The sequence below is a fragment of the Ectothiorhodospiraceae bacterium BW-2 genome, from assembly GCA_008375315.1.
Classification (GTDB): domain Bacteria; phylum Pseudomonadota; class Gammaproteobacteria; order Thiohalomonadales; family Thiohalomonadaceae; genus BW-2.
This window is the reverse complement of the sequence record CP032507.1, coordinates 3,894,003-3,912,546: the sequence shown is the minus strand read 5'-3', so window position 1 is coordinate 3,912,546 and position 18,544 is coordinate 3,894,003. Positions and strand designations below refer to the sequence as shown.

Annotated in this window: 18 protein-coding genes; 12 read left to right on the top strand and 6 right to left on the bottom strand. The window is 55.7% G+C overall.

Annotated features, from left to right (window positions below):
- Positions 1-4: 4 nt before the first annotated feature.
- Together D5085_18255 and D5085_18250 are read left to right on the top strand one after the other, a co-directional pair.
- Positions 5-3,160, top strand: a complete 3,156-nt coding sequence (locus tag D5085_18255; protein QEP44906.1) for a PAS domain S-box protein — start codon at positions 5-7, stop codon at positions 3,158-3,160.
- 15 nt (positions 3,161-3,175) lie between these two features.
- Positions 3,176-4,831 carry a response regulator gene (locus tag D5085_18250; GenBank protein ID QEP44905.1) on the top strand — a complete coding sequence of 552 codons (1,656 nt, stop codon included), beginning with the start codon at positions 3,176-3,178 and terminating at the stop codon, positions 4,829-4,831.
- Here the strand turns inward: D5085_18250 and D5085_18245 are convergent.
- The 3 genes from D5085_18245 to D5085_18235 are packed head-to-tail and all read right to left on the bottom strand — an operon-like array spanning position 4,812 to position 6,706.
- Positions 4,812-5,570, bottom strand: coding sequence for a UDP-2,3-diacylglucosamine diphosphatase (locus D5085_18245; GenBank protein QEP44904.1), 759 nt, complete (start codon positions 5,568-5,570; stop codon positions 4,812-4,814). The genes D5085_18250 and D5085_18245 overlap by 20 nt on opposite strands.
- A 39-nt stretch (positions 5,571-5,609) precedes the next feature.
- Complete coding sequence (locus D5085_18240; protein QEP44903.1) at positions 5,610-6,122, bottom strand: peptidyl-prolyl cis-trans isomerase; 513 nt, start codon at positions 6,120-6,122, stop codon at positions 5,610-5,612.
- Positions 6,123-6,130: 8 nt separating this feature from the next.
- Positions 6,131-6,706, bottom strand: coding sequence for a peptidyl-prolyl cis-trans isomerase (locus D5085_18235; GenBank protein QEP44902.1), 576 nt, complete (start codon positions 6,704-6,706; stop codon positions 6,131-6,133).
- 79 nt (positions 6,707-6,785) lie between these two features.
- Between D5085_18235 and D5085_18230 the strand changes: the two genes are divergently transcribed.
- From D5085_18230 to D5085_18205, 6 genes are read left to right on the top strand one after another with little or no spacing between them, the layout of a single operon-like run.
- Positions 6,786-7,790: a hypothetical protein gene (locus tag D5085_18230; protein QEP44901.1), complete on the top strand. Its 1,005-nt coding sequence runs from the start codon at positions 6,786-6,788 to the stop codon at positions 7,788-7,790.
- Between the two features lie 15 nt (positions 7,791-7,805).
- A complete protein-coding gene (locus D5085_18225; GenBank protein QEP44900.1) occupies positions 7,806-8,828 on the top strand; it encodes a hypothetical protein in 1,023 nt (340 codons plus the stop codon).
- A 36-nt stretch (positions 8,829-8,864) separates the two neighbouring features.
- Complete coding sequence (locus D5085_18220) at positions 8,865-10,172, top strand: phosphoglucosamine mutase (protein QEP44899.1); 1,308 nt, start codon at positions 8,865-8,867, stop codon at positions 10,170-10,172.
- Complete coding sequence (locus D5085_18215; protein QEP44898.1) at positions 10,106-10,294, top strand: hypothetical protein; 189 nt, start codon at positions 10,106-10,108, stop codon at positions 10,292-10,294. Before D5085_18220 ends, D5085_18215 begins: the two co-directional genes overlap by 67 nt.
- On the top strand, positions 10,284-10,880 hold the full coding sequence (locus tag D5085_18210; GenBank protein QEP44897.1) for a DUF2939 domain-containing protein: 597 nt from the start codon (positions 10,284-10,286) through the stop codon (positions 10,878-10,880). Before D5085_18215 ends, D5085_18210 begins: the two co-directional genes overlap by 11 nt.
- A gap of 10 nt (positions 10,881-10,890) precedes the next feature.
- Positions 10,891-13,191, top strand: a complete 2,301-nt coding sequence (locus D5085_18205; GenBank protein QEP44896.1) for an RNA-binding transcriptional accessory protein — start codon at positions 10,891-10,893, stop codon at positions 13,189-13,191.
- Here the strand turns inward: D5085_18205 and D5085_18200 are convergent, their stop codons facing one another.
- Positions 13,192-13,659 (bottom strand): rhodanese-like domain-containing protein, encoded by a 468-nt coding sequence (locus D5085_18200; protein QEP44895.1) that lies wholly within the window; start codon positions 13,657-13,659, stop codon positions 13,192-13,194.
- A 113-nt stretch (positions 13,660-13,772) separates the two neighbouring features.
- On the opposite strand from D5085_18200, the gene D5085_18195 reads away from it, so the two are divergent.
- The 4 genes from D5085_18195 to D5085_18180 are packed head-to-tail and all read left to right on the top strand — an operon-like array spanning position 13,773 to position 17,276.
- Positions 13,773-14,165, top strand: a complete 393-nt coding sequence (locus D5085_18195) for a S24 family peptidase (GenBank protein QEP44894.1) — start codon at positions 13,773-13,775, stop codon at positions 14,163-14,165.
- A gap of 40 nt (positions 14,166-14,205) precedes the next feature.
- On the top strand, positions 14,206-14,973 hold the full coding sequence (locus D5085_18190; GenBank protein ID QEP44893.1) for an HAD family hydrolase: 768 nt from the start codon (positions 14,206-14,208) through the stop codon (positions 14,971-14,973).
- Positions 14,973-16,142, top strand: coding sequence for an aminotransferase class I/II-fold pyridoxal phosphate-dependent enzyme (locus D5085_18185; protein QEP44892.1), 1,170 nt, complete (start codon positions 14,973-14,975; stop codon positions 16,140-16,142). The genes D5085_18190 and D5085_18185 overlap by 1 nt, the downstream gene beginning before the upstream one ends.
- Positions 16,143-17,276, top strand: a complete 1,134-nt coding sequence (locus tag D5085_18180; GenBank protein ID QEP44891.1) for a hypothetical protein — start codon at positions 16,143-16,145, stop codon at positions 17,274-17,276. It abuts the gene before it with no gap.
- On the opposite strand, the gene D5085_18175 is transcribed toward D5085_18180, so the two are convergent.
- Complete coding sequence (locus D5085_18175; protein ID QEP44890.1) at positions 17,266-17,979, bottom strand: metal-dependent hydrolase; 714 nt, start codon at positions 17,977-17,979, stop codon at positions 17,266-17,268. The two genes, D5085_18180 and D5085_18175, sit on opposite strands and share 11 nt — an antisense overlap.
- 75 nt (positions 17,980-18,054) lie before the next feature.
- Positions 18,055-18,528, bottom strand: coding sequence for a hypothetical protein (locus D5085_18170; GenBank protein ID QEP44889.1), 474 nt, complete (start codon positions 18,526-18,528; stop codon positions 18,055-18,057).
- Between the last annotated feature and the right edge of the window lie 16 nt (positions 18,529-18,544).

Below are 18,544 nucleotides of genomic sequence, written 5' to 3'. Positions count from 1 at the left end.
AGCTATGTTTTTTTACTCTTTTCTGAGACACTGGTCACAAAATAGGTGGTTGCCGCTGTTGCTGGTGATCTATCTATTGGTTGCGCTCTGGGTTCTCTTCTCTCTCTCTTGGGCAGCGCTGCCGTGGTCGCAGAGGGTGGCTATCGGCCTGTTAATGGGGTTGTGGCCGATTCTGTTTGCCGTCACCCTGCGGCAGATGCAGGTGCAGATGGAGCGTACTGTGGCGCTGGAGCGACTCAATTCGCTCATTGAGGCGGCCGACTTAGTTATCTTCTCTACCGATGCTGCGGGGCGCTTTGTCACTTTAAACCATAACGCCTGCCGCTATTTTAATTTGGTGCAACAGCAGGCGTTAGGGGAACACTTTGATCTACTACTCCCGCTCAAATCGGCCCACCGTATCCATGCCTTCTCAGAAGAGGTGGCTAACGCCAATCAGGTCGTGACGCTGGAGATGGAGTTCGAGACCGCCATTGGCCGCCGCTCATTGATGGTCACCGGTGGGCCATTAATGGGGACAGGCGGGCAGCTAGAGGGGATCTTTCTGGTCGCGCGGGATATCTCCGATATGCAAGCGAGTCGCGATATGTTGCACCGCCTAGGGCGTCAACTAGAGGAGATGAAACGCTTTATCGACCATGCACCGGTAGCGATGGCGATGTTTGACCGACGCATGATCTATCTGGCGGTCAGTCAGCGTTGGATCGATGACTACCATCTTGGTAAGCGTTGGTTGGTGGGACAACGGCACTACGATATCTTTCCAAAGCTGGAGAGCCACTGGTTGGAAGCACACAAGCTGGCGCTACAGGGGCAGCGCAGTGAGGCGAGTGAGGTGCTATTTACCCGTCACGACGGTACCCAAATGTGGCTGCGCTGGTCGGTACAGCCCTGGTTTGATGCCGACTCCGAGGTGGGGGGCGTGATTATTTTGACCGAAGATATTACCTCGCAAAAGAGCAGTGAGCGGGTGCTCTCCCAAGCGCTAGCTACCGAAGCGGCTGGGATCGGTATTTGGGAGCTGGAGGTGATTAGCGGCTATATGCACTGGGACGCCACCACGCTCGATAACTACGGCATCGAGCAGCAGCGTTTTAAGGGGGAGATGGATGAGTGGTTAGAGCGGCTCCACCCTGATGATCTACCGTGGGTAACCGATCTATTTGAACGCTTTTTGCGTGAAGAGAGTCTGTTTGAACCGGAGACGCGAATTATCACCCCCATCGGAGAGGAGCGTTGGTTGCGGCTCTCGGCCGTGCGTCGTTACGATGAGAGAGGGCGGCTGGAGCAGGTTATCGGCACCTGCCAAAATATTACCCGACGCAAACAGACCGAATTGGCGATTTTGCAGGCGAATCGGGCTAAAAGCGCCTTTTTGGCCAATATGAGCCACGAAATTCGTACCCCGTTAAATGCCATTATCGGCATGACCCACCTGCTCAAACAGTCGCAGCTACAGGCGCAGCAGTTTGACGATGTGGCGGCGATTGAGAGCTCTGGACGCCATCTGCTGCAGCTAATTAACGATATTCTCGATCTCTCTAAAATTGAGGCCGATGAGCTGAAGTTAGAGCCAGTTAACTTCGATTTAGGGCGCTTTCTGGCCTCCATTAAGCGGATGTTCGACCCGATCGCCAACGCCCGAGGCATCAACCTGACCCTTGTGGATACTGGCCATCATCTGCCGCAGCGACTTCGGGGCGATGCCGGACGGCTACGGCAGATATTGATCAACCTTATCGGGAACGCGCTCAAATTTACCCATAAAGGGTGGGTTCGGGTAACGGTGGCACCGATCTATGGCAAGGAGAGCAGCGAGAACCAAATTTGGCTTCGATTTGAGGTCAACGATAGCGGTGAGGGGATTTTGCCTGAGGTGCAGCACTATCTGTTTGAACCCTTTACCCAAGCCGATAGCTCCTTTACCCGCAGACATGGCGGCACGGGGTTGGGACTCTCGATTGTACGGCAGCTCTGCCGTCTGATGGGGGGGGAGGTGGGACTGCTCCATAGTGATAGCAGTGGTAGCTCGTTTCGGGTAGAGATACCGCTATGCTATCCGACTGATGAGCTAGAGCGACAGAGTGAGGCGTCGATAGCGACAGCGCTAGAGCCGCTACCGATCGCCGCGCCCTCTGGCGTCTCGACATTAACGGGCTACCACCTGCTACTGGTCGATGATCACCAAATTAATCTCGAACTGATGGAGCGCATTGTCAGCCGTGAGGGGGTGCTGGTGACACGAGCGACCAATGGCGAGGAGGCGCTACAGCGACTGCAACACGATCCTGAGAAGTTCGATCTAGTCTTAATGGATGTACAGATGCCGGTGATGGATGGTAATGAGGCGACGCGACTGATTCGTAAACAGCTACAGCTAACCCTGCCGATTGTGGGTATTACCGCCGGGGCGTTAACGACCGAACGAGATCGCTCGCTAGAGGCGGGGATGGATCTCTACTTAACTAAGCCGATAGAGCCAGCCCTGCTACTTGAGACCATCGCGGCACAAATTGAGCGCTATCGTGGTCAAACAGTGGTGGACAAAACGCAACCCTCTCCAGCCACAGCCGCAAGTCGCAGTAGTGAGATAGCACTACGGCAGTGGCCACAACTCGAAGGTGTCGATATGGCGTCAGTTTGGCGGCGACTCGATGGCGATTTGGCGCTATTTGGGCTCATGGTGCAGCGCTTTATGGCGGAGTTTGCCGATTTAATGGAGACGACCGCCGAGGCCGAGTTAACCGCGGCGAGGTGCCATAAGCTAGCCGGAGGGGCGCTACTGTTGGGGTTAGAGTCACTCGCCGCTACCGCCCGTCGTTGTGAGACGCGACTACAGCACGCTTCGGACAACCACGAGGTGAGCTGCCCTGAGCTGGCCGATGAATTGAGTCGATTAGCCGCACAGCTACCACAGCTACAGCAGCAGATGCAGAGCTTAACTAACCATGAAGTCGCTGGAGATGCGTCGGCGTTGCAGCAACTGGTGTCGCAGCTTCAAAGGCACGATCTGATCGCGTATGATCACTTTCGCCAACTACAGCCATGGCTTGAGCAGCAGATGGCGCAAGAGGAGCTACATGAGTTGGCCGACTTAATTCACAATTTGCGTTTTAATGAGGCGGCCACCCTGCTCAAAGAGTGGCTTCTATCTACCTAACTCAACGGTACTATTATGACAATATCTGACCAAGACCGTCACTCTTCCCTTCGCCACCAGCCACTGGTTCTGATTATTGATGACTCCCCTGAGACCATTTTGTCACTGCGACAGACCTTAGCCCGTGAGCCGCTAGAGATTATCTTCTCTCTGTCGGGTGTTGAGGGGTTAACGCTGCTGCGCCAGCGCCGTCCCGATCTGCTGCTACTCGATATCGGCCTAGGGGATATGGATGGACTCGATATCTGTCGCACTATTAAACAGGATTCGCTATTAGATGGGACTGCGGTGATTATTATTACCGGTCGCGATCAAGATGAGATTGAGCAGCGGGCGTTAGCGCTCGGGGCGAACGACTTTATCTCCAAACCCTATCGGGCAACTAGCGTAATCGCTCGGGTACGCAGCCAGTTAGAGCATAAACAGCTCCATGATCAACTAACGCTAAGTCAACAGGCGCTAGTGCAGCACCAAGAGAGTCTGGAGGAGCAGGTAGCGCAGCGAACGATGGAGCTACAGCAGGCTAAAGAGCGGGCTGAGGCGGCCAATATTGCCAAAGATGAGTTTCTCTCCAATATCTCCCACGAAGTGCGAACCCCCCTAAACGCAATTAGCGGGATGGCCAATCTGATTCAGCGCGAGCCACTACTACCACAGCAGCAGCAGCGATTACAGACGATCATTAAGTCGAGTGATCAACTGCTCTATATGCTGACCAATATTATCGATATTGCGAGGCTCGAATCGGAGCGCTTTATTTTGAGTAGCTACCCCTTTACGCTACAGCAGCTACTAGAGATAGTCCAGAGTCGCACGGCACCGCTATACCACCCTAAAGTTAGCTTTAGCATCAATAATAGCTGTGGTGATCTCACCCTGCGCGGCGATGCGCAACGGCTATCGCAGGCGCTGTTTAATTTTATTAGTAACGCCTTTAAATTTACTCCTGAAGGGGAGATTGTGTTACGGGTATCGATAAGCGAAGAGTCTTCTCAAACAGTCGTGCTCTGTTTTGAGGTCGAGGATAGCGGCATCGGTATTGAAGCGCAGAATTTGCACCATCTGTTCTGTCTCTTTGAGCAGATCGATGGCTCTGATACTCGCCGTTATGGCGGCGTCGGTATCGGTCTGCGACAGAGCCATCGTCTTGCGCGTCTGATGGGGGGCGAGACCGGCGTTGAGAGTCGAGTCGGTGAGGGGAGCTGTTTTTGGCTCACGGCCAGGGTAGAGAAGATGGCGGCAGAGGCGCAGGACGATGCGACAGAGGCTGAGCAGTGGCTTATCGCTCAAGGCGAACAGCTCCGGCTACTGCTAGTGGAGGATGAGCCGATTAATCAAGATATTCTGCTGTCGCTGCTGGAGGATTTAGGGCTTCGCATCGATACGGCCGACAATGGCGTCGAGGCGATCGAGCAGGCTAGAGCCCATCTCTATCAACTGATATTAATGGATCTACAGATGCCGGTGATGGACGGTATCGAAGCGACAGTGGCTATTCGGCAGCTATCGCACCACGACAATACCCCGATTATTGCGGTGACGGCTAAAGTGAGCCCCGAAGATAGAGAGCTAGCGTTAAGTGTCGGCATGAACGACTTTCTCACTAAACCGCTAGCGCCGGAGCGGCTCTATCAGACGCTCTATCAGTGGCTTAACGGTGAGTCGCGGTAGTCGATGAGGTTGTGTGGGCAAAGCGATGGAACTCGAAGTGGCCCTCTCTCTCGCTAAGATAGCCGGCGCTGCTATCTTGCCACTCATCGACGACGAATCGTTGCAGCAGCGCCTGCTGATGCAGTTGGTGTAGATTGACCCCGGGGCGGTGAGTATGGCCATGAATTATGCGACTGACTTGCCACTCGGTGGCTATGGTAACCACCGTATCGGGGCTCACATCCATGATGGCAGCACTCTTTTGTCGCTTATCTGTGTCACTCTGTTGGCGGAGTGTTGTGGCGATACTCTGGCGCTCTGTGGCAGATTTGGCGAGAAAATCGTCTCTCCATGGCTGCTGTCGTAGCTGTTGGCGTAGCTGTTGATAGTCGCTATCGTCACTGCAAAGGGTATCGCCATGAAGTAGCAGTGTCGGGTAGCGGCCACACTGAATCGTGGTCGGCTCCGGTAGCGGCTGACAGCCGCTCTGTCGATAGAACGACTCACCGATCAGAAAATCGCGGTTACCGGGCAGGTACCAGAGGGCTAATCCTGCGGCACTCGCAGCGGCGAGTGCCTCTATTTCGTCCCGAAAGCGCTCTAGTTCAATATCATCACCTAACCAGATATCGAATAGGTCGCCTAAGATATAGAGCTGAGTAAACTCTGTGGTAGCGTAGGCTAAAAAGTCGCTAAAGAGTGCCCGACGCCGACCGTTATCGGGGCTCAGATGGAGATCGGCGATAAACGCGCGGCGCATAGGGCTATTTCAAGTGTTTAAATGGGGAGGCGAGAGCGGTTACTTGCTCGATTCAGGATCATCGATAATCCGTACCGATTCGATGAGGATATCGTTAACCGGGACATCCTGATGGTAGCCGGCATTGCCGGTGGTGGCGGCTTTAATTTTGTCAACCACCTCCATGCCATCGACCACTTCGCCAAAGACGCAGTAGCCCCAACCATCACGGGTCTTACCGGTGTAGTTTAAAAAGTTATTATCGTTAACATTGATAAAAAATTGCGCCGTGGCCGAGTGGGGCTCCATGGTACGAGCCATGGCGATGGTGCCGCGGCTGTTCTTTAGGCCGTTAAAGGCCTCATTTTGGATCGGCGCTTTGGTCTCCTTCTCTCTCATGCCAGGCTCCATGCCGCCGCCTTGGATCATAAAACCGTTAATCACGCGGTGAAAAATGGTGCCATCATAGAAGCCGTCATTGACATAGCTAACAAAGTTATCGACCGTTTCCGGTGCTTTGTCGGCGTCGAGTTTTAGGGTGATATCACCATAGCTAGTCTGCATTAAAATCATCGGGTTGTTTACTCCTGCAGTCGTTGAATCGATTCAATGGTCACCGTACTAAGGGGGACATCTTTGCTAAATGGCCCTTTAGCGCCGGTAGGGGTGGACTTGATCGCCTCAAGGGTGCTCATCCCCTTAACGACCCGTCCAAAAACGGCATAGCCCCACGCTCTAGGGCTCTTTTCTCTGAAGTCGAGAAAGCTGTTATTGGCGACATTAATAAAAAATTGGCTCGTTGCGGAGTGGGGGTCACCCGTTCTGGCCATCGCCACGGTGCCGATAATATTGCGCAGGCCGTTGTCGGCCTCGTTTTCGATAGCCGCTTGGGTCGGTTTTTTGGCAAAATCGGCGCTGTAACCACCCCCTTGAACCATAAAATCATCAATGACGCGGTGAAAAATCGTCCCCTCATAGAAGCCGCTATCGACATAGTTAAGAAAGTTAGCGACCGTTTTTGGTGCTTTATCGGGATAGAGCTCAATCATCATCTCGCCTAGGTTGGTTGTTAGGACGACCTTAATCGTCTCTGCCTGTGACAAAGGTGCCCATAGTAGCAGAATCAACAACCCAAAATATCGTAGTTGGTGTAACATAACTCCCCTCACGGTTAAAAAGCGGCCATCATACACATTTGGTCGCCATCGGAATAGTGGTAACGAAGAGGTTAGGGTCATGTTGAACTGGCATATCGGTGCGATGATAGCCGTTATGGTGTGGGCTGTGGCGGGTTGTAGCCTGCTAGGGGGGGGGAAGAGTGGCTCCGAGGCGGTCGTGAATACCCCGCCGGCATGGTTCTTTTCGCCACCGACTGACGATGGCCGTTTTTGGTATGGGGCGGCTGAGGCGGTGACACCCAAACAGGCGGAGGAGAAGGCGCTAGCGATGATCGCCTCTCGTCTCCAGACTACAATTCGCTCCCGTAGTCAGCAGCAGCTCTCGGTCTCCACTCTCAATGGACGAGAGCAGTTACAGCGGCAGTCGAGTCAGAGTGTTACCGCCGAGAGTGCTGCGCTGACGTTCAATAACTATCGGGTCATGCAGCGGCTACAGCAGGGGGGACGCCACTTGGTGCTGCTACAGGTGGAGCAGGGGCCGTTTTTGCGCCAAAAAGAGCAGCGGCTGCAAGAGCTACAGCAAGATATTGAGCTCTCCTTAGCCCAATTTAAGCGCCAAAGCGCCCTGCGGCAGCTAAAACAGATGGCGCCGTTGTATGCGAAAATCGATGAGCTAGAGCTATTGCAGCAACTTTTGAACGCCTTTCATCGTCTATCCGAGCCGATCGATATCGCCTCGCAGCGCCGAGCGCTACAGCAGGCGGCGGCGGGGTTGACATTTTCGATTCAGGGGGCGAGCGGCTGGCGTAGTATTAGCGATGTGCTGCGTGAGGGGTTGAATCGGGAGCGCTATACGCTGGTGACTCCCCCCTCGCGCGGGCAGAGTGGGGTCAATATTACGATTGAGGTGAGTGAGCAGCGCTCAAAGGTTTACGGTAACTTTATCGTGAAGCTGTTTGTCTCGCTGGTGGCGCAGGATGGTTTGGGTGAAGCGGTGGCGAGTCGCAATCTGGAGCTATCGGGGGCTTCGGCGTTAAGTTATGCCGCCGCGACACAGAGCGCGGTGAGCTCGCTGCAGCAGCAGATAGCGCAGCAGTCGGTGTTAACGCTGTTGGGAATTTAGCGGGAGGAGAGTGACGTGCAGCATCGAAATAGAAACAGAGTCGCTACCGCAGTAGTCGCTACCGTGATGACAGCCCTTTTTGGCTGCGCAGGACTCACGATTGACGATATTGACGCTTGGCAGCCGGTCAATCTGCCGCTAGCAGAGCTCGCCCCGACCGAGGCGCAGCTAGCCCGTTCGCAGCAGAAGATTCGGGTGGTGAGTTCCGGTTTTACGCTATCGCAGCCGAGCGCCTTAGCGCAGCAGAGCCAAGTGGTAGCCACCCTCTCTGCCCGACTAGAGCAGCATCTCACTGGGGCGGGGGTGCAGCTCATTGATCGCCATCAGGCGCAAAAGCTGTTGAGCGAGCTAGCACTGGCCGAGGCGACCGGTCGTTCGGGGAGCTATCAGGGGCCGGAGGTGGCCGATTTTGCCGTTATGGGGCGGATCGATAGCATTGAGACGGGTAGTCAGTTTGCCAAGAGTTACGAGAGAAAGACCAAGCAGGGGAGCGAGCGAGTCCCTGCGAAGTGTACCTATCAAGCGACAGTGAAGGCGACGCTACAGATCTTTTCGATTCCAGAGCTACAGATGGTGGAGCGTATCGCCCTAAGTGGTAGCGAGACGATGGAGGAGGAGAGTCAACACTGTAGCAGCGCTAACGGCAAATATAGCGCTCTAGTGGCGAGGGCTGGAGAGGAGAGTCTCGATAGCGGACGGGTTGAGTTGCAGAACCGGTTTGCGGCTAGCAGTTATGTGGTCGATATGCGCAGCGATGGCGAAGAGTATTTGATCAAAATAATGATTGGCCGGCAGCGCCATATTAGCAAAGGGGATAAGATCGAGATTATCCGGCTGCGGCAGGAGGGTAACCGTTTGACTCAGAAAGTGACTTTGGTCGAACGAGGTATTGGGAGTGCCACTGTGACCGACCAGATCGGTGCCGACTATAGCTGGGCGCTGGTGGATAAGGCAGAGGAGGCGAGAAGGATTCAGCTAGGAGACTATGTTAAAGTTCGCTTCGATCGCAGTTTTATGGAGAGCCTATTGAGTTGGTAGCGCAGTGGGGAGAGATGAGATGAGGAGGGGGAGTTGATGAGCAGAGACTATTTTGGTACCGATGGCATTCGGGGGCGGGTGGGTGAGTATCCGATTACCCCCGATTTTGCCCTCCATTTAGGTTGGGCAGTCGGGCAGGTGATGGCGCAAAAAGGGGAACGGAAGGTCGTTATCGGCAAAGATACCCGTATCTCCGGCTATATGTTTGAGTCGGCGCTGGAGGCGGGGTTGGCGGCAGCTGGGGTGACGGTGATGCTGCTAGGGCCGATGCCGACTCCGGCGATCGCCTATCTCACCCGTACCCTCGGCGCGGATGCGGGCATTGTGATTAGCGCCTCGCATAACCCCTATCACGATAATGGCATTAAATTTTTTTCGCGTGAGGGGATGAAGCTGGCCGATAGTGTCGAGATGGAGATTGAGGCGGCGCTAAAGCGACCGCTGCGCTGTGTGAGCTCGGAAAAGCTGGGTAAGGCCTATCGCATCGATGACGCCCCCGGGCGCTATATCGAGTTCTGTAAAGGGACTTTTCCCTATCGCTTCGATCTGCGCGGTTTCACCTTGGTCATCGATTCGGCCCATGGGGCGACCTACCATATCGCGCCGAGTGTCTTCACTGAGCTTGGGGCTACGGTGATTCCGTTAGGTGTCGAGCCTAATGGGCTCAATATCAATGTCGATGCCGGTTCAACCGAGCCGCAAGCGCTCATTGAGGCGGTGCGACACCATCGAGCCGATATGGGGATCGCGTTTGATGGCGATGGCGACAGGGTGCTGTTTGTCGATGGTGATGGGCGGCTAATCGATGGCGATGAGCTGCTCTATATTTTGGCGGTGCATGGTAAACAGCGGCCTGAGGGTGTGGTCGGTACTCTAATGACCAATTTAGGGGTAGAGAGGGCGCTACAGCAGCAGGGGGTTGTCATGGCCCGCGCGGCAGTTGGAGACCGCTATGTGTTGGAGCTGTTACAGCAGCGGCAGTGGCACTTAGGGGCGGAGGGGTCGGGGCATATTATCGATCTCTCTAAAACCACTACCGGTGATGGTATTGTGGCGGCACTACAGGTGCTAGCGGTATTGGTGAGTCGGCAGTTGACGCTGGCGCAGGCGCTTGCGGGGGTAGAGAGGTATCCGCAGCAGCTATGCAATGTCAAATTAGGTACCGCCGCAGCCGAGATTATGCAGAGCCCCGCACTACAGCAGGCGGTGGCCGCGGCGGAAGAGGCGCTAGCGGGTCGGGGACGGGTGCTATTGCGTCCATCGGGGACTGAGCCGCTATTGCGGGTGATGGTCGAGGGGGAGGAGTGGGGGAGAGTGGTGTGGGGGGTGGTGGAAGGGTTGTAGTGGGTGCATCGGGGACTTGGCCGCTATTGCGGGTGATGGTCGAGGGGGAGGAGGCTGATCAAGTGGCGCGGTTGGCGGCGCAGTTGGCCGATAGGGTTAGAGCGCTGGTGGGTGCCGCTTGAGTTATTGATTGATGCGAAACTTATGGAGTCAATTGTGATGGTTAAAAAAGTGATCATTTTAGTCATAATCGTGGCGCTGGTGGCGGTGGCTACCTTTGTCGCCGGCCCCTTTTTGGCGGCAAAAGAGCTGCAGCAGGGGCTAGAGCAGCGCGATGCGGCGAGGCTTGATCCGGTCATCGACTATCCGCAGTTACGGCAAAATATCAAAGCTCAGCTAAAGCAGCGGCTAGATGAGAAGCTAAAGAGCAGTCAGGCTCAGAGTCATCCACTGGCTCTATTGGGGGCGGCTCTGGCGGGACGGTTAGCCGATGGGGTTATTGATGCCTATGTCACCCCCGAGGGGTTAGCCAGTGCCATTCAGGGGGTGGAGCCGCTATCGGCTCCCGATAGTTCGGGGGGGGAGCCGTCAGCGAGTGGGGAGGCGACGCAGCCACCGCTGTTTGATCAGATAACCTTCGGTTTTAACTCGCTAGAGCAGTTTACCATTGATGCGGTGAATAGTCGTGGTCAGCATCTGCAACTTATTTTGCAGCGCCAGGGCTATCTTCGCTGGCGTTTAATTAATATTTTATTGCCTAAAACATAAGGAGAGCGTGTTGGCAACCATTGCAAAGAGCTTAGCAACCGAGTTAGCTGTTCATATTAACCAGGTGGCGGCGGCGATAGCGCTGCTCGATGAGGGGGCGACTGTCCCCTTTATCGCCCGTTATCGTAAAGAGGCTACCGGTGGGCTGGATGATACCCAGCTACGCCATCTCAGTGAGCGGCTTGGTTATCTACGAGAGCTGGAGGCGCGGCGGCAGACGATCTTAAAGTCGATTGAGTCGCAGCAGAAGCTCACGCCAGCACTACAGCAGGCGCTAGAGTCGGCCTCAAGTAAGACTGAGCTAGAAGATCTCTACCTCCCCTATAAACCGAAGCGGCGAACTAAAGCGCACATCGCGCGGGAGGCGGGGTTAGAGCCGCTGGCGCAGCAGCTATGGCAGCGGCCAGAGAGTCTGCCTGAGCAGGCAGCCGTGCCCTTTATTGATGCCGATAAGGGGGTGGAGAGTGCGAAGGCCGCGCTCGATGGCGCTAGGCAGATCTTAATGGAGCAGTGGGCCGAAGAGGCGACGCTAGTCGCTGAGCTGCGCCAGCTACTATGGCAGGAGGGGGTGGTTATTGCCAAGGGGATCGATGAGTCGGTCGTGGAGGGGAAGTTTGCCGACTATGCCGATTATCACCAAGCGGTGGCCGAGATCCCCCCCCACCGACTGTTGGCGCTGTTTCGTGGGCAGAGTGAGGGGGCGTTAACCATTAGCCTTGAACTGAGCACGGATCGCGATCTGGCGCTAGGTGAGATGGGAAAAGCTGAGGCGGTTGTGGCTCGCCATGTTGGCTTTAAGCCGCAGCAGCGCCCCGCCGATAGCTGGCTACAGGAGAGTATCCGCTGGTGCTGGCGGGTTAAGCTCGCGACCCGTTTAGAGACCGATATTATGAGCCAGCTTCGTGAAGGTGCCGAGGGGGCAGCGATTGAGGTCTTTGCCCGTAATCTTAAAGATCTGCTCTTAGCGGCCCCAGCCGGTCATCGGCCAACGATGGGGCTCGATCCTGGGTTTCGTACCGGAGTGAAGGTGGCGGTGGTCGATGGTACGGGTAAGTTACTGGAGACCGTGACTATCTACCCCCATGTCCCGCAACGGCAGTGGGATAGCTCGCTAGCGCAGCTTAAACGGCTCGCTGAGCGCCATCGGGTGGAGCTGGTGAGTATCGGTAATGGTACCGCCTCCCGCGAGACCGAGAAGCTGGTGGCCGAGCTGCTGCAGCGCTATCCGCAGCTTAACTTAACTAAGGTGGTGGTGAGTGAGGCGGGGGCATCGGTCTATTCGGCCTCAGAGTTAGCGGCAAATGAGTTTCCTAAGCTCGATGTCTCGCTGCGAGGGGCGGTCTCTATCGCTCGCAGGCTGCAAGATCCGCTTGCCGAACTAGTCAAGATCGATCCTAAGTCGATTGGGGTGGGGCAGTATCAGCACGATGTAGCCTCGACTCGGCTACAGCGGGCATTGGTGGCGGTGGTCGAAGATTGTGTCAATGGGGTCGGGGTCGATATTAATACCGCGTCAACGGCGCTGTTGAGCCATGTCGCGGGGCTCAATGGGGCGTTGGCGGCCAATGTGGTCGAGTTCCGTGACGGCAACGGCCCGTTTCGTAGCCGACAACAGCTCCTTAAGGTGCCGCGACTGGGCCCGAAGGCGTTTGAGCAGTGTGCCGGTTTTTTGCGCATCCTTGGGGGGGATAATCCGCTCGATGCCTCGGCTGTCCATCCTGAGGCCTATCCTATCGTGGAGCGAATTATTGCCAAAACGGGTCGCTCAATCGCGCAGTTACTCGGTGCTAAAGAGCTGTTAGGTCAGTTAGCGGCGAACGATTTTATCGATGATCGCTTTGGTGAGCCGACGGTGCGCGACATTATTGGCGAGCTAGAGAAGCCGGGGCGCGATCCTCGCCCCGAATTTCGCACCGCTAGTTTTAAAGAGGGGATCGAGACGCTAGCGGATCTGAAACCGGAGATGATTCTGGAGGGGGTGGTGACCAATGTGACCCACTTTGGTGCCTTTGTCGATGTCGGAGTCCATCAGGATGGGTTAGTCCATATTTCGATGCTAGCCGATAAATTTGTGAAAGATCCGCATGAGGTGGTTAAGGCGGGCGAAATTGTCAAAGTGAAGGTGGTGGAGGTCGATGTGGCTCGTAAGCGTATCGCGCTCTCTATGCGGCTCCAAGAGCCGCGCCCGACTGAGAAGAGCAACGGGCGGGGTCGCTCTCGTCAGACCAGTGCACCAACTGCGCCAACGCCGAGCGGCAGTGCGGCCGCCGGGGCGATGGCTGAGGCGTTTCGTCGCGCCGCGAAGGGGTAGTTAAAGGGGGGGGCGACGCTGTTCAGGGCGGATACGGGAGCGGAGGATCTCATCGGCTTGTTCAATAGCGACCGGTTGCTCAGTCTGATCGACTAGGGGCTGTTCGTAGTCGTTCCAGCCGCGAATGCCGGTTTTTAAAGAGATCACTTTTTTATACCCCATTCGTTGTAGGGTGTGGGCGGCTAGGACGCTGCGGTTACCGGAGCGGCAGATGACGACTACCTCTCGGTCGCGTGCTTCGACTAGCTCGGGAATGGTCTCTTCATAATCCCATTCGCAGCAGGTTTCGAGGATCCCCCGAGGGGCGTTAATTGAGCCGGGAATGTGGAGCTGCCGATACTCCTCCGGCTCACGCACATCGAGTAGAAAGGGGGCGTTGTCTAGGCTAAGTCGCTCTTCCAGATCCCAAGGAAAGAGTTCGTCAACTTCGGTCAGACATTCGGCAATGAGATCGTTGAAGTGTTTCATGCAGAGATTTCCGGTTCAAAATAGGGCTATTGCGGTGAAATTTGGTACCATGGCCCCATTTTACCACTTTGTTTAGGGACTATGTTGAGTGAAATTGAGTTAGAGAAGGTGTTATGAGGCAACCCTACTATGTCGCCGCGTTCGATGACCACGCGGTACCGGCCGAAGAGAGTGGCGCCGAGCCGCTGTTTGATAGCGGTAGTTGTGAAAAGGCGGAGCCCTATGTGCTCATGGTGATGGGCAATAGTATGGAGCCGGAGTTTAACGATGGCGATATTATCGTGATCGAACCGAGCCACCCCTATGTCGATGGCAGCTATGTTATCGCTTGGCATAAGGGGGAGTATATCTTTCGCCAGCTACATATTCGAGGGGAGGCGTTTTGGCTCCACCCCTTAAATTCCCACTTTGCCGATGAGCCGTTAAGTGGCGCTCAGGCGATTAAGGGGGTGATTACCCAGAAGAAGAGTCCGGGGGGGCGCAGAATGCGCAAAAGCTATGTCTAAGCCCTGCCCCATGAACTATTAGGAGTCGTTAACAGTCGCTATGCTACAAGCACTTATTTTTGATGTTGATGGTACCTTGGCCGATACTGAACGAGATGGGCATCGGGTCGCTTTTAATCTCGCCTTTCGCGCCGCTGCTCTACAGTGGCACTGGTCGGAGGCGCTCTATGGCGAGCTGCTCAACATAACCGGCGGGAAGGAGCGTATTAGCCACTATATGGAGACCTATCTACCCGACTATACGCCCCCTAGAGAGCGCAGCGAGTTTATCGCCTCGCTCCACCGTAGTAAAACCAGCTTCTACACCGAGCTGCTAGGCGAGGGCAACATTCCGCTGCGTCCAGGGGTTAAACGGCTGCTACAGCAGGCGCGGGAGCAGAAGTTGCGTTTAGCGATTGCAACGACTACCACGCCAGAGAATGTCGATGCGCTGCTGCTCAATACCTTAGGCAAGGACTATATGGGCTGGTTTGAGGTGGTTGCGGCCGGTGATATTGTCGAGGCGAAAAAGCCTTCGCCGGCGGTCTATCAGTTTGCGATGGCCGAAATGGGGCTGCGACCTGAGGAGTGTTTCGCTTTTGAGGACTCTTGGAACGGGCTCCAGTCGGCACTCAATGCCGAACTGCCGGTGCTGATTACCACCAATGGTTACACTGCTAGTGACGAGTTTAACGGTGCGGCGCTAGTGGTCTCCGATTTTGGCGAGCCCGATGCCCCGTTCACCCTGCGGCAGGGGCAGAGCTTTGGTCACTCGTGGGTCGATATTGAGTTAATTCAAAAACTGCATCAAAAGATGGGTTATAGCTGATGTTTAGCGCCGCCGAGCGCATGGTAGCCATCGAGCCGTTTCGCGTGATGGCGCTATTAGATGAGGCGCGGGCACTAGAGGCGCAGGGGCGTGATATTGTCCACATGGAGATTGGTGAGCCCGACTTTGAGACGCCGGAGCCGGTGGTTCGAGCTGCGCAGAGGGCTCTGCAGCAGCAGTCGCAGCACTACACTTCGGCGCTGGGGTTACCGGCGCTACGAGAGGCCATCGCGCAGTTCTATGGTGAGCGCTATCGGTTGAGTATCGATAGGGACGATATCGTCATCACCAGTGGTGCCTCGGCGGCGCTGCTCCTCTCCCTCGGTGTCGCGGTTAATCGGGGGGAGGGGGTGCTGTTAAGCGATCCGGGCTACCCCTGTAATCGCCACATTGTCACCTTTGTCGGTGCCGAACCACAGCCGGTGGCGGTCAGTGCTGATGATAACTATCAGTTAAGCGCCGCTGCGGTGGCCGAACATTGGCGCGATCATAGTCGGGCGGTGATGCTTGCCTCGCCCTCCAACCCCTCCGGTACGGTGCTATCTCAACCGGCACTGCAACAGCTAGCCGCTGAGGTATCAGAGCGGGAGGGGGTGTTATTGGTCGATGAGATCTATCACGCTCTAAGCTATGGTGAGACGCCGTTGCCGAGCGCGGCAGCGCTGGGGGGCAATCGGTTTGTGATTAATAGCTTCTCCAAATATTTCTGTATGACCGGCTGGCGCTTAGGGTGGCTACTGCTGCCAGCGGGGGCGGTAGAGGAGGTGGCCAAGTTGGCTCAAAATCTCTATATTGCCCCGACAACGCTGTCGCAGCAGGCGGCACTGGCCGCCTTTGCGCCGGAGACTATCGAGATAGTCGAGCAGCGACGGCACCACTTTTTGCAGCGTCGTGATCGATTGGCCGAAGGGTTGTGTGAGTTAGGATTGCCGCCGGCGCGGCTGCCAGAGGGGGCCTTCTATCTCTATGTCGATTCGAGTCGCTGGTCTGACGATAGCATGGGGCTCTCGCGACGGCTACTCTACGAGGCGGGGGTGGCGGTGACGCCGGGGGGCGATTTTGGCGACTATCGCGCCGCTGATCATCTGCGATTTGCCTATACGACCTCGATTGAGCGTATTGAGCTGGCGCTAGAGCGGTTGCAAAGCTGGCGCCAGCGTCAACTTTGAATGGGAGTGAGTGGTTTGAGTCTAAGTCCGGAAGATAATTTGCGCCTTAATGTGTTATTGACGCAGGCGGAGGCGGTGCGCATTGATGAGAACGCGATGGCGGTGTATGGTCTCATGGGGGAGCAAGAGATGAGGGTCGATCTTAACCCCACGCTGCGAGCGGATAGGTATCTAACGGCGGTGCGGGAGCTACTCGCCTCGGTGGTACTCGATTCGCCGGGGGGGTATCCGGTCTTTTTGCGCCGCTGGACTCGTATGGGGCAGATCGATAACGATCAGTTAGATAGGTTGCTACGCATCGGCGAGATGGAGGCGGTGATGGCTGTCGTCTGTGCGCCCGGGTTAACCGATGAGTTGGCCCGAAAGGCGTGGTGGATCGCCCCTTGGTCGGAACACGCTAGACGGATGTTGGAGCGGCGGGCGGTGGTCGAGGGGACGATGGGGAAGGTATTGGCCGAGCATCTGGTTGAGCATCTGCCGTTTGAGACCGAACATCGCGATATGCTCGATACTGTGCGGCTGGTGCTGCAGCCGGGGTTAATTAATGCACAGCAGCGTCTGGCGCTGTGGCAGCGTGGCAAGAGTAAAAGCACCTATCGGGTCGGCTTTCTGCTCTCTGAGCCCGATAATCTTCCCGAACAGGATCCGCCCCATCCGAAGTGGGCAGCGCTACAGCAGTCGTTAGCACCACTCATCGCGCAGCAGAATCGCTATGCCACGCAGCTCCTCCACCTCTATTCGGCAGCGGGGCAGACCTTCTGCCGTATGGTGACCGAAGCGATGAGACGGCCAGCGGATCAGGAGGTGGTGTCGGCGCTCTTTAGTGCCATTGGCCGCTATTTTGCTCCTCTTCGCTACCACCATGAGCCGCTACGAACGATTGAGGAGATTGAGGCGGTGGTGAAGGGCGTTGAGGATAGTCAGTGGCGGCAGCTACAGGAGCGACTCGATGAGGAGGAGCGGCTAGCTTTGGAGGCGCTACTCTTTTTGGCCCATTTTGATGAGACGGTGGTGTTGCCGGTCTTTAGTGTCAATGACTCTATCGGTTCGGTGATGCGTCAAAAAATCGCCCATATCAGTGGGCCGATGTTGGCGCATCTTGCCGCTTTGCGTGGGGAGGGGGTTAGCGAGTAAACCACCCCTGTGTCGGGTAGAGCATCGTCAGAAAGTGATCCCAGTTGTGGGCGTTAAAGATCATAGTGGCAAATTGGAGCGGGGAGGGGGCACTCCAAAAGAGCGCCGCTGCGATTAGGTACATCAGTAGCGATAGGCCGATTTGGCTGCTATCGTACAATTTAAAGGCGGTTCCTAATGACTTTTTGACCTCAATGCCGAGTAGGTTGACGCTATAGAACTCGTCTAATAGTAGGTGGACAAGAAAACCGAAGGTGATAAAGCTGCCGAACATCCAGGCGAGGTAGGCGCTCTGATCAGAGTAGTGGTAGATAAAGTGCACCGATAGCAGGCCGGCGATGGCGGCGACCGGTAGTGAGTGGATAATACCCCGATGGACAGTTATCGATTGAAATAGTCGTAGTACTACAAAGCGCATCACCATAAAAGTAGCAATCCAGAGCGCGATTAACTCAACGACTGTATCGCCAAACGGCTGGGAGAACATAACAATGAATGAAATAATAATCGAGAGTAGGGTGAAGGCGATCTTTAGCGGGGTGGAGTGATCTGAGTCGATATCGGGCAGAGCGCCGCCAATAATGCCCGCACCTAGCATCACTACCGATTCAACACTGGTAAGTAGATCCATGACATAGAGGGCGGTTGAGGCGATGCCGGAGGCGACCGTTGCGGTGACGATATGGGTTTTAAAGTTGGCCATGTTTGAGCGATTACCTAGGGGAGGGGGGAGGGCTGGAGCAGCGCCAGCCCTGACCCGACTCTTGGTGCGTTAGGCTTAGAATCTGTCCGCGGCCCCCTTATACTGGGCATACTGCGCCAGCGCTAGCTCCGACTGCCGTTTGGCTTGTTGAGAGATGACTAGGGAGTCGGCGTAGCGTTTTTGGTCGAACAGCTCCTGTGCCTGCTGAATCATCTTGCCGGTATCGCGCCAGGCGTGATTGCCGGCCTGTTTTAGCATCGCTTTTGCCGCTTGAATCATCTCCATCGCGTCGGCGTGCATAATCGCTTCGGCCGACTGAAACTGCGACTGTTTAGCCAGTGTGATGGCGGGGCCATATTGGCCTTTAGCCAGTTGCGCTTGGGCTTGTTGGAGCGAATTAGAGGCGTCACTTCCTGAGTAACCCTTTGATTTTGCAATTTCCAGATCGCTTTGAGCGTCCTTAATGTAAAGGCTGGCTTTCTGCTCTGGTGTGATGGAACAGGCAACGAGTAGCCCTAGTGCGGTAGCGGCAATGGTCTGTTTTAACATAAGTCTCTATCTCCTC

Coding starts and splice junctions, on each gene's coding strand:
- D5085_18255 (QEP44906.1), top strand. CDS start 5: ATGTTTTTTTACTCTTTTCTGAGACACTGGTCACAAAATAGGTGGTTG.
- D5085_18250 (QEP44905.1), top strand. CDS start 3,176: ATGACAATATCTGACCAAGACCGTCACTCTTCCCTTCGCCACCAGCCA.
- D5085_18245 (QEP44904.1), bottom strand. CDS start 5,570: ATGCGCCGCGCGTTTATCGCCGATCTCCATCTGAGCCCCGATAACGGT.
- D5085_18240 (QEP44903.1), bottom strand. CDS start 6,122: ATGATTTTAATGCAGACTAGCTATGGTGATATCACCCTAAAACTCGAC.
- D5085_18235 (QEP44902.1), bottom strand. CDS start 6,706: ATGTTACACCAACTACGATATTTTGGGTTGTTGATTCTGCTACTATGG.
- D5085_18230 (QEP44901.1), top strand. CDS start 6,786: ATGTTGAACTGGCATATCGGTGCGATGATAGCCGTTATGGTGTGGGCT.
- D5085_18220 (QEP44899.1), top strand. CDS start 8,865: ATGAGCAGAGACTATTTTGGTACCGATGGCATTCGGGGGCGGGTGGGT.
- D5085_18200 (QEP44895.1), bottom strand. CDS start 13,659: ATGAAACACTTCAACGATCTCATTGCCGAATGTCTGACCGAAGTTGAC.
- D5085_18195 (QEP44894.1), top strand. CDS start 13,773: ATGAGGCAACCCTACTATGTCGCCGCGTTCGATGACCACGCGGTACCG.
- D5085_18190 (QEP44893.1), top strand. CDS start 14,206: ATGCTACAAGCACTTATTTTTGATGTTGATGGTACCTTGGCCGATACT.
- D5085_18185 (QEP44892.1), top strand. CDS start 14,973: ATGTTTAGCGCCGCCGAGCGCATGGTAGCCATCGAGCCGTTTCGCGTG.
- D5085_18180 (QEP44891.1), top strand. CDS start 16,143: ATGGGAGTGAGTGGTTTGAGTCTAAGTCCGGAAGATAATTTGCGCCTT.
- D5085_18175 (QEP44890.1), bottom strand. CDS start 17,979: ATGGCCAACTTTAAAACCCATATCGTCACCGCAACGGTCGCCTCCGGC.
- D5085_18170 (QEP44889.1), bottom strand. CDS start 18,528: ATGTTAAAACAGACCATTGCCGCTACCGCACTAGGGCTACTCGTTGCC.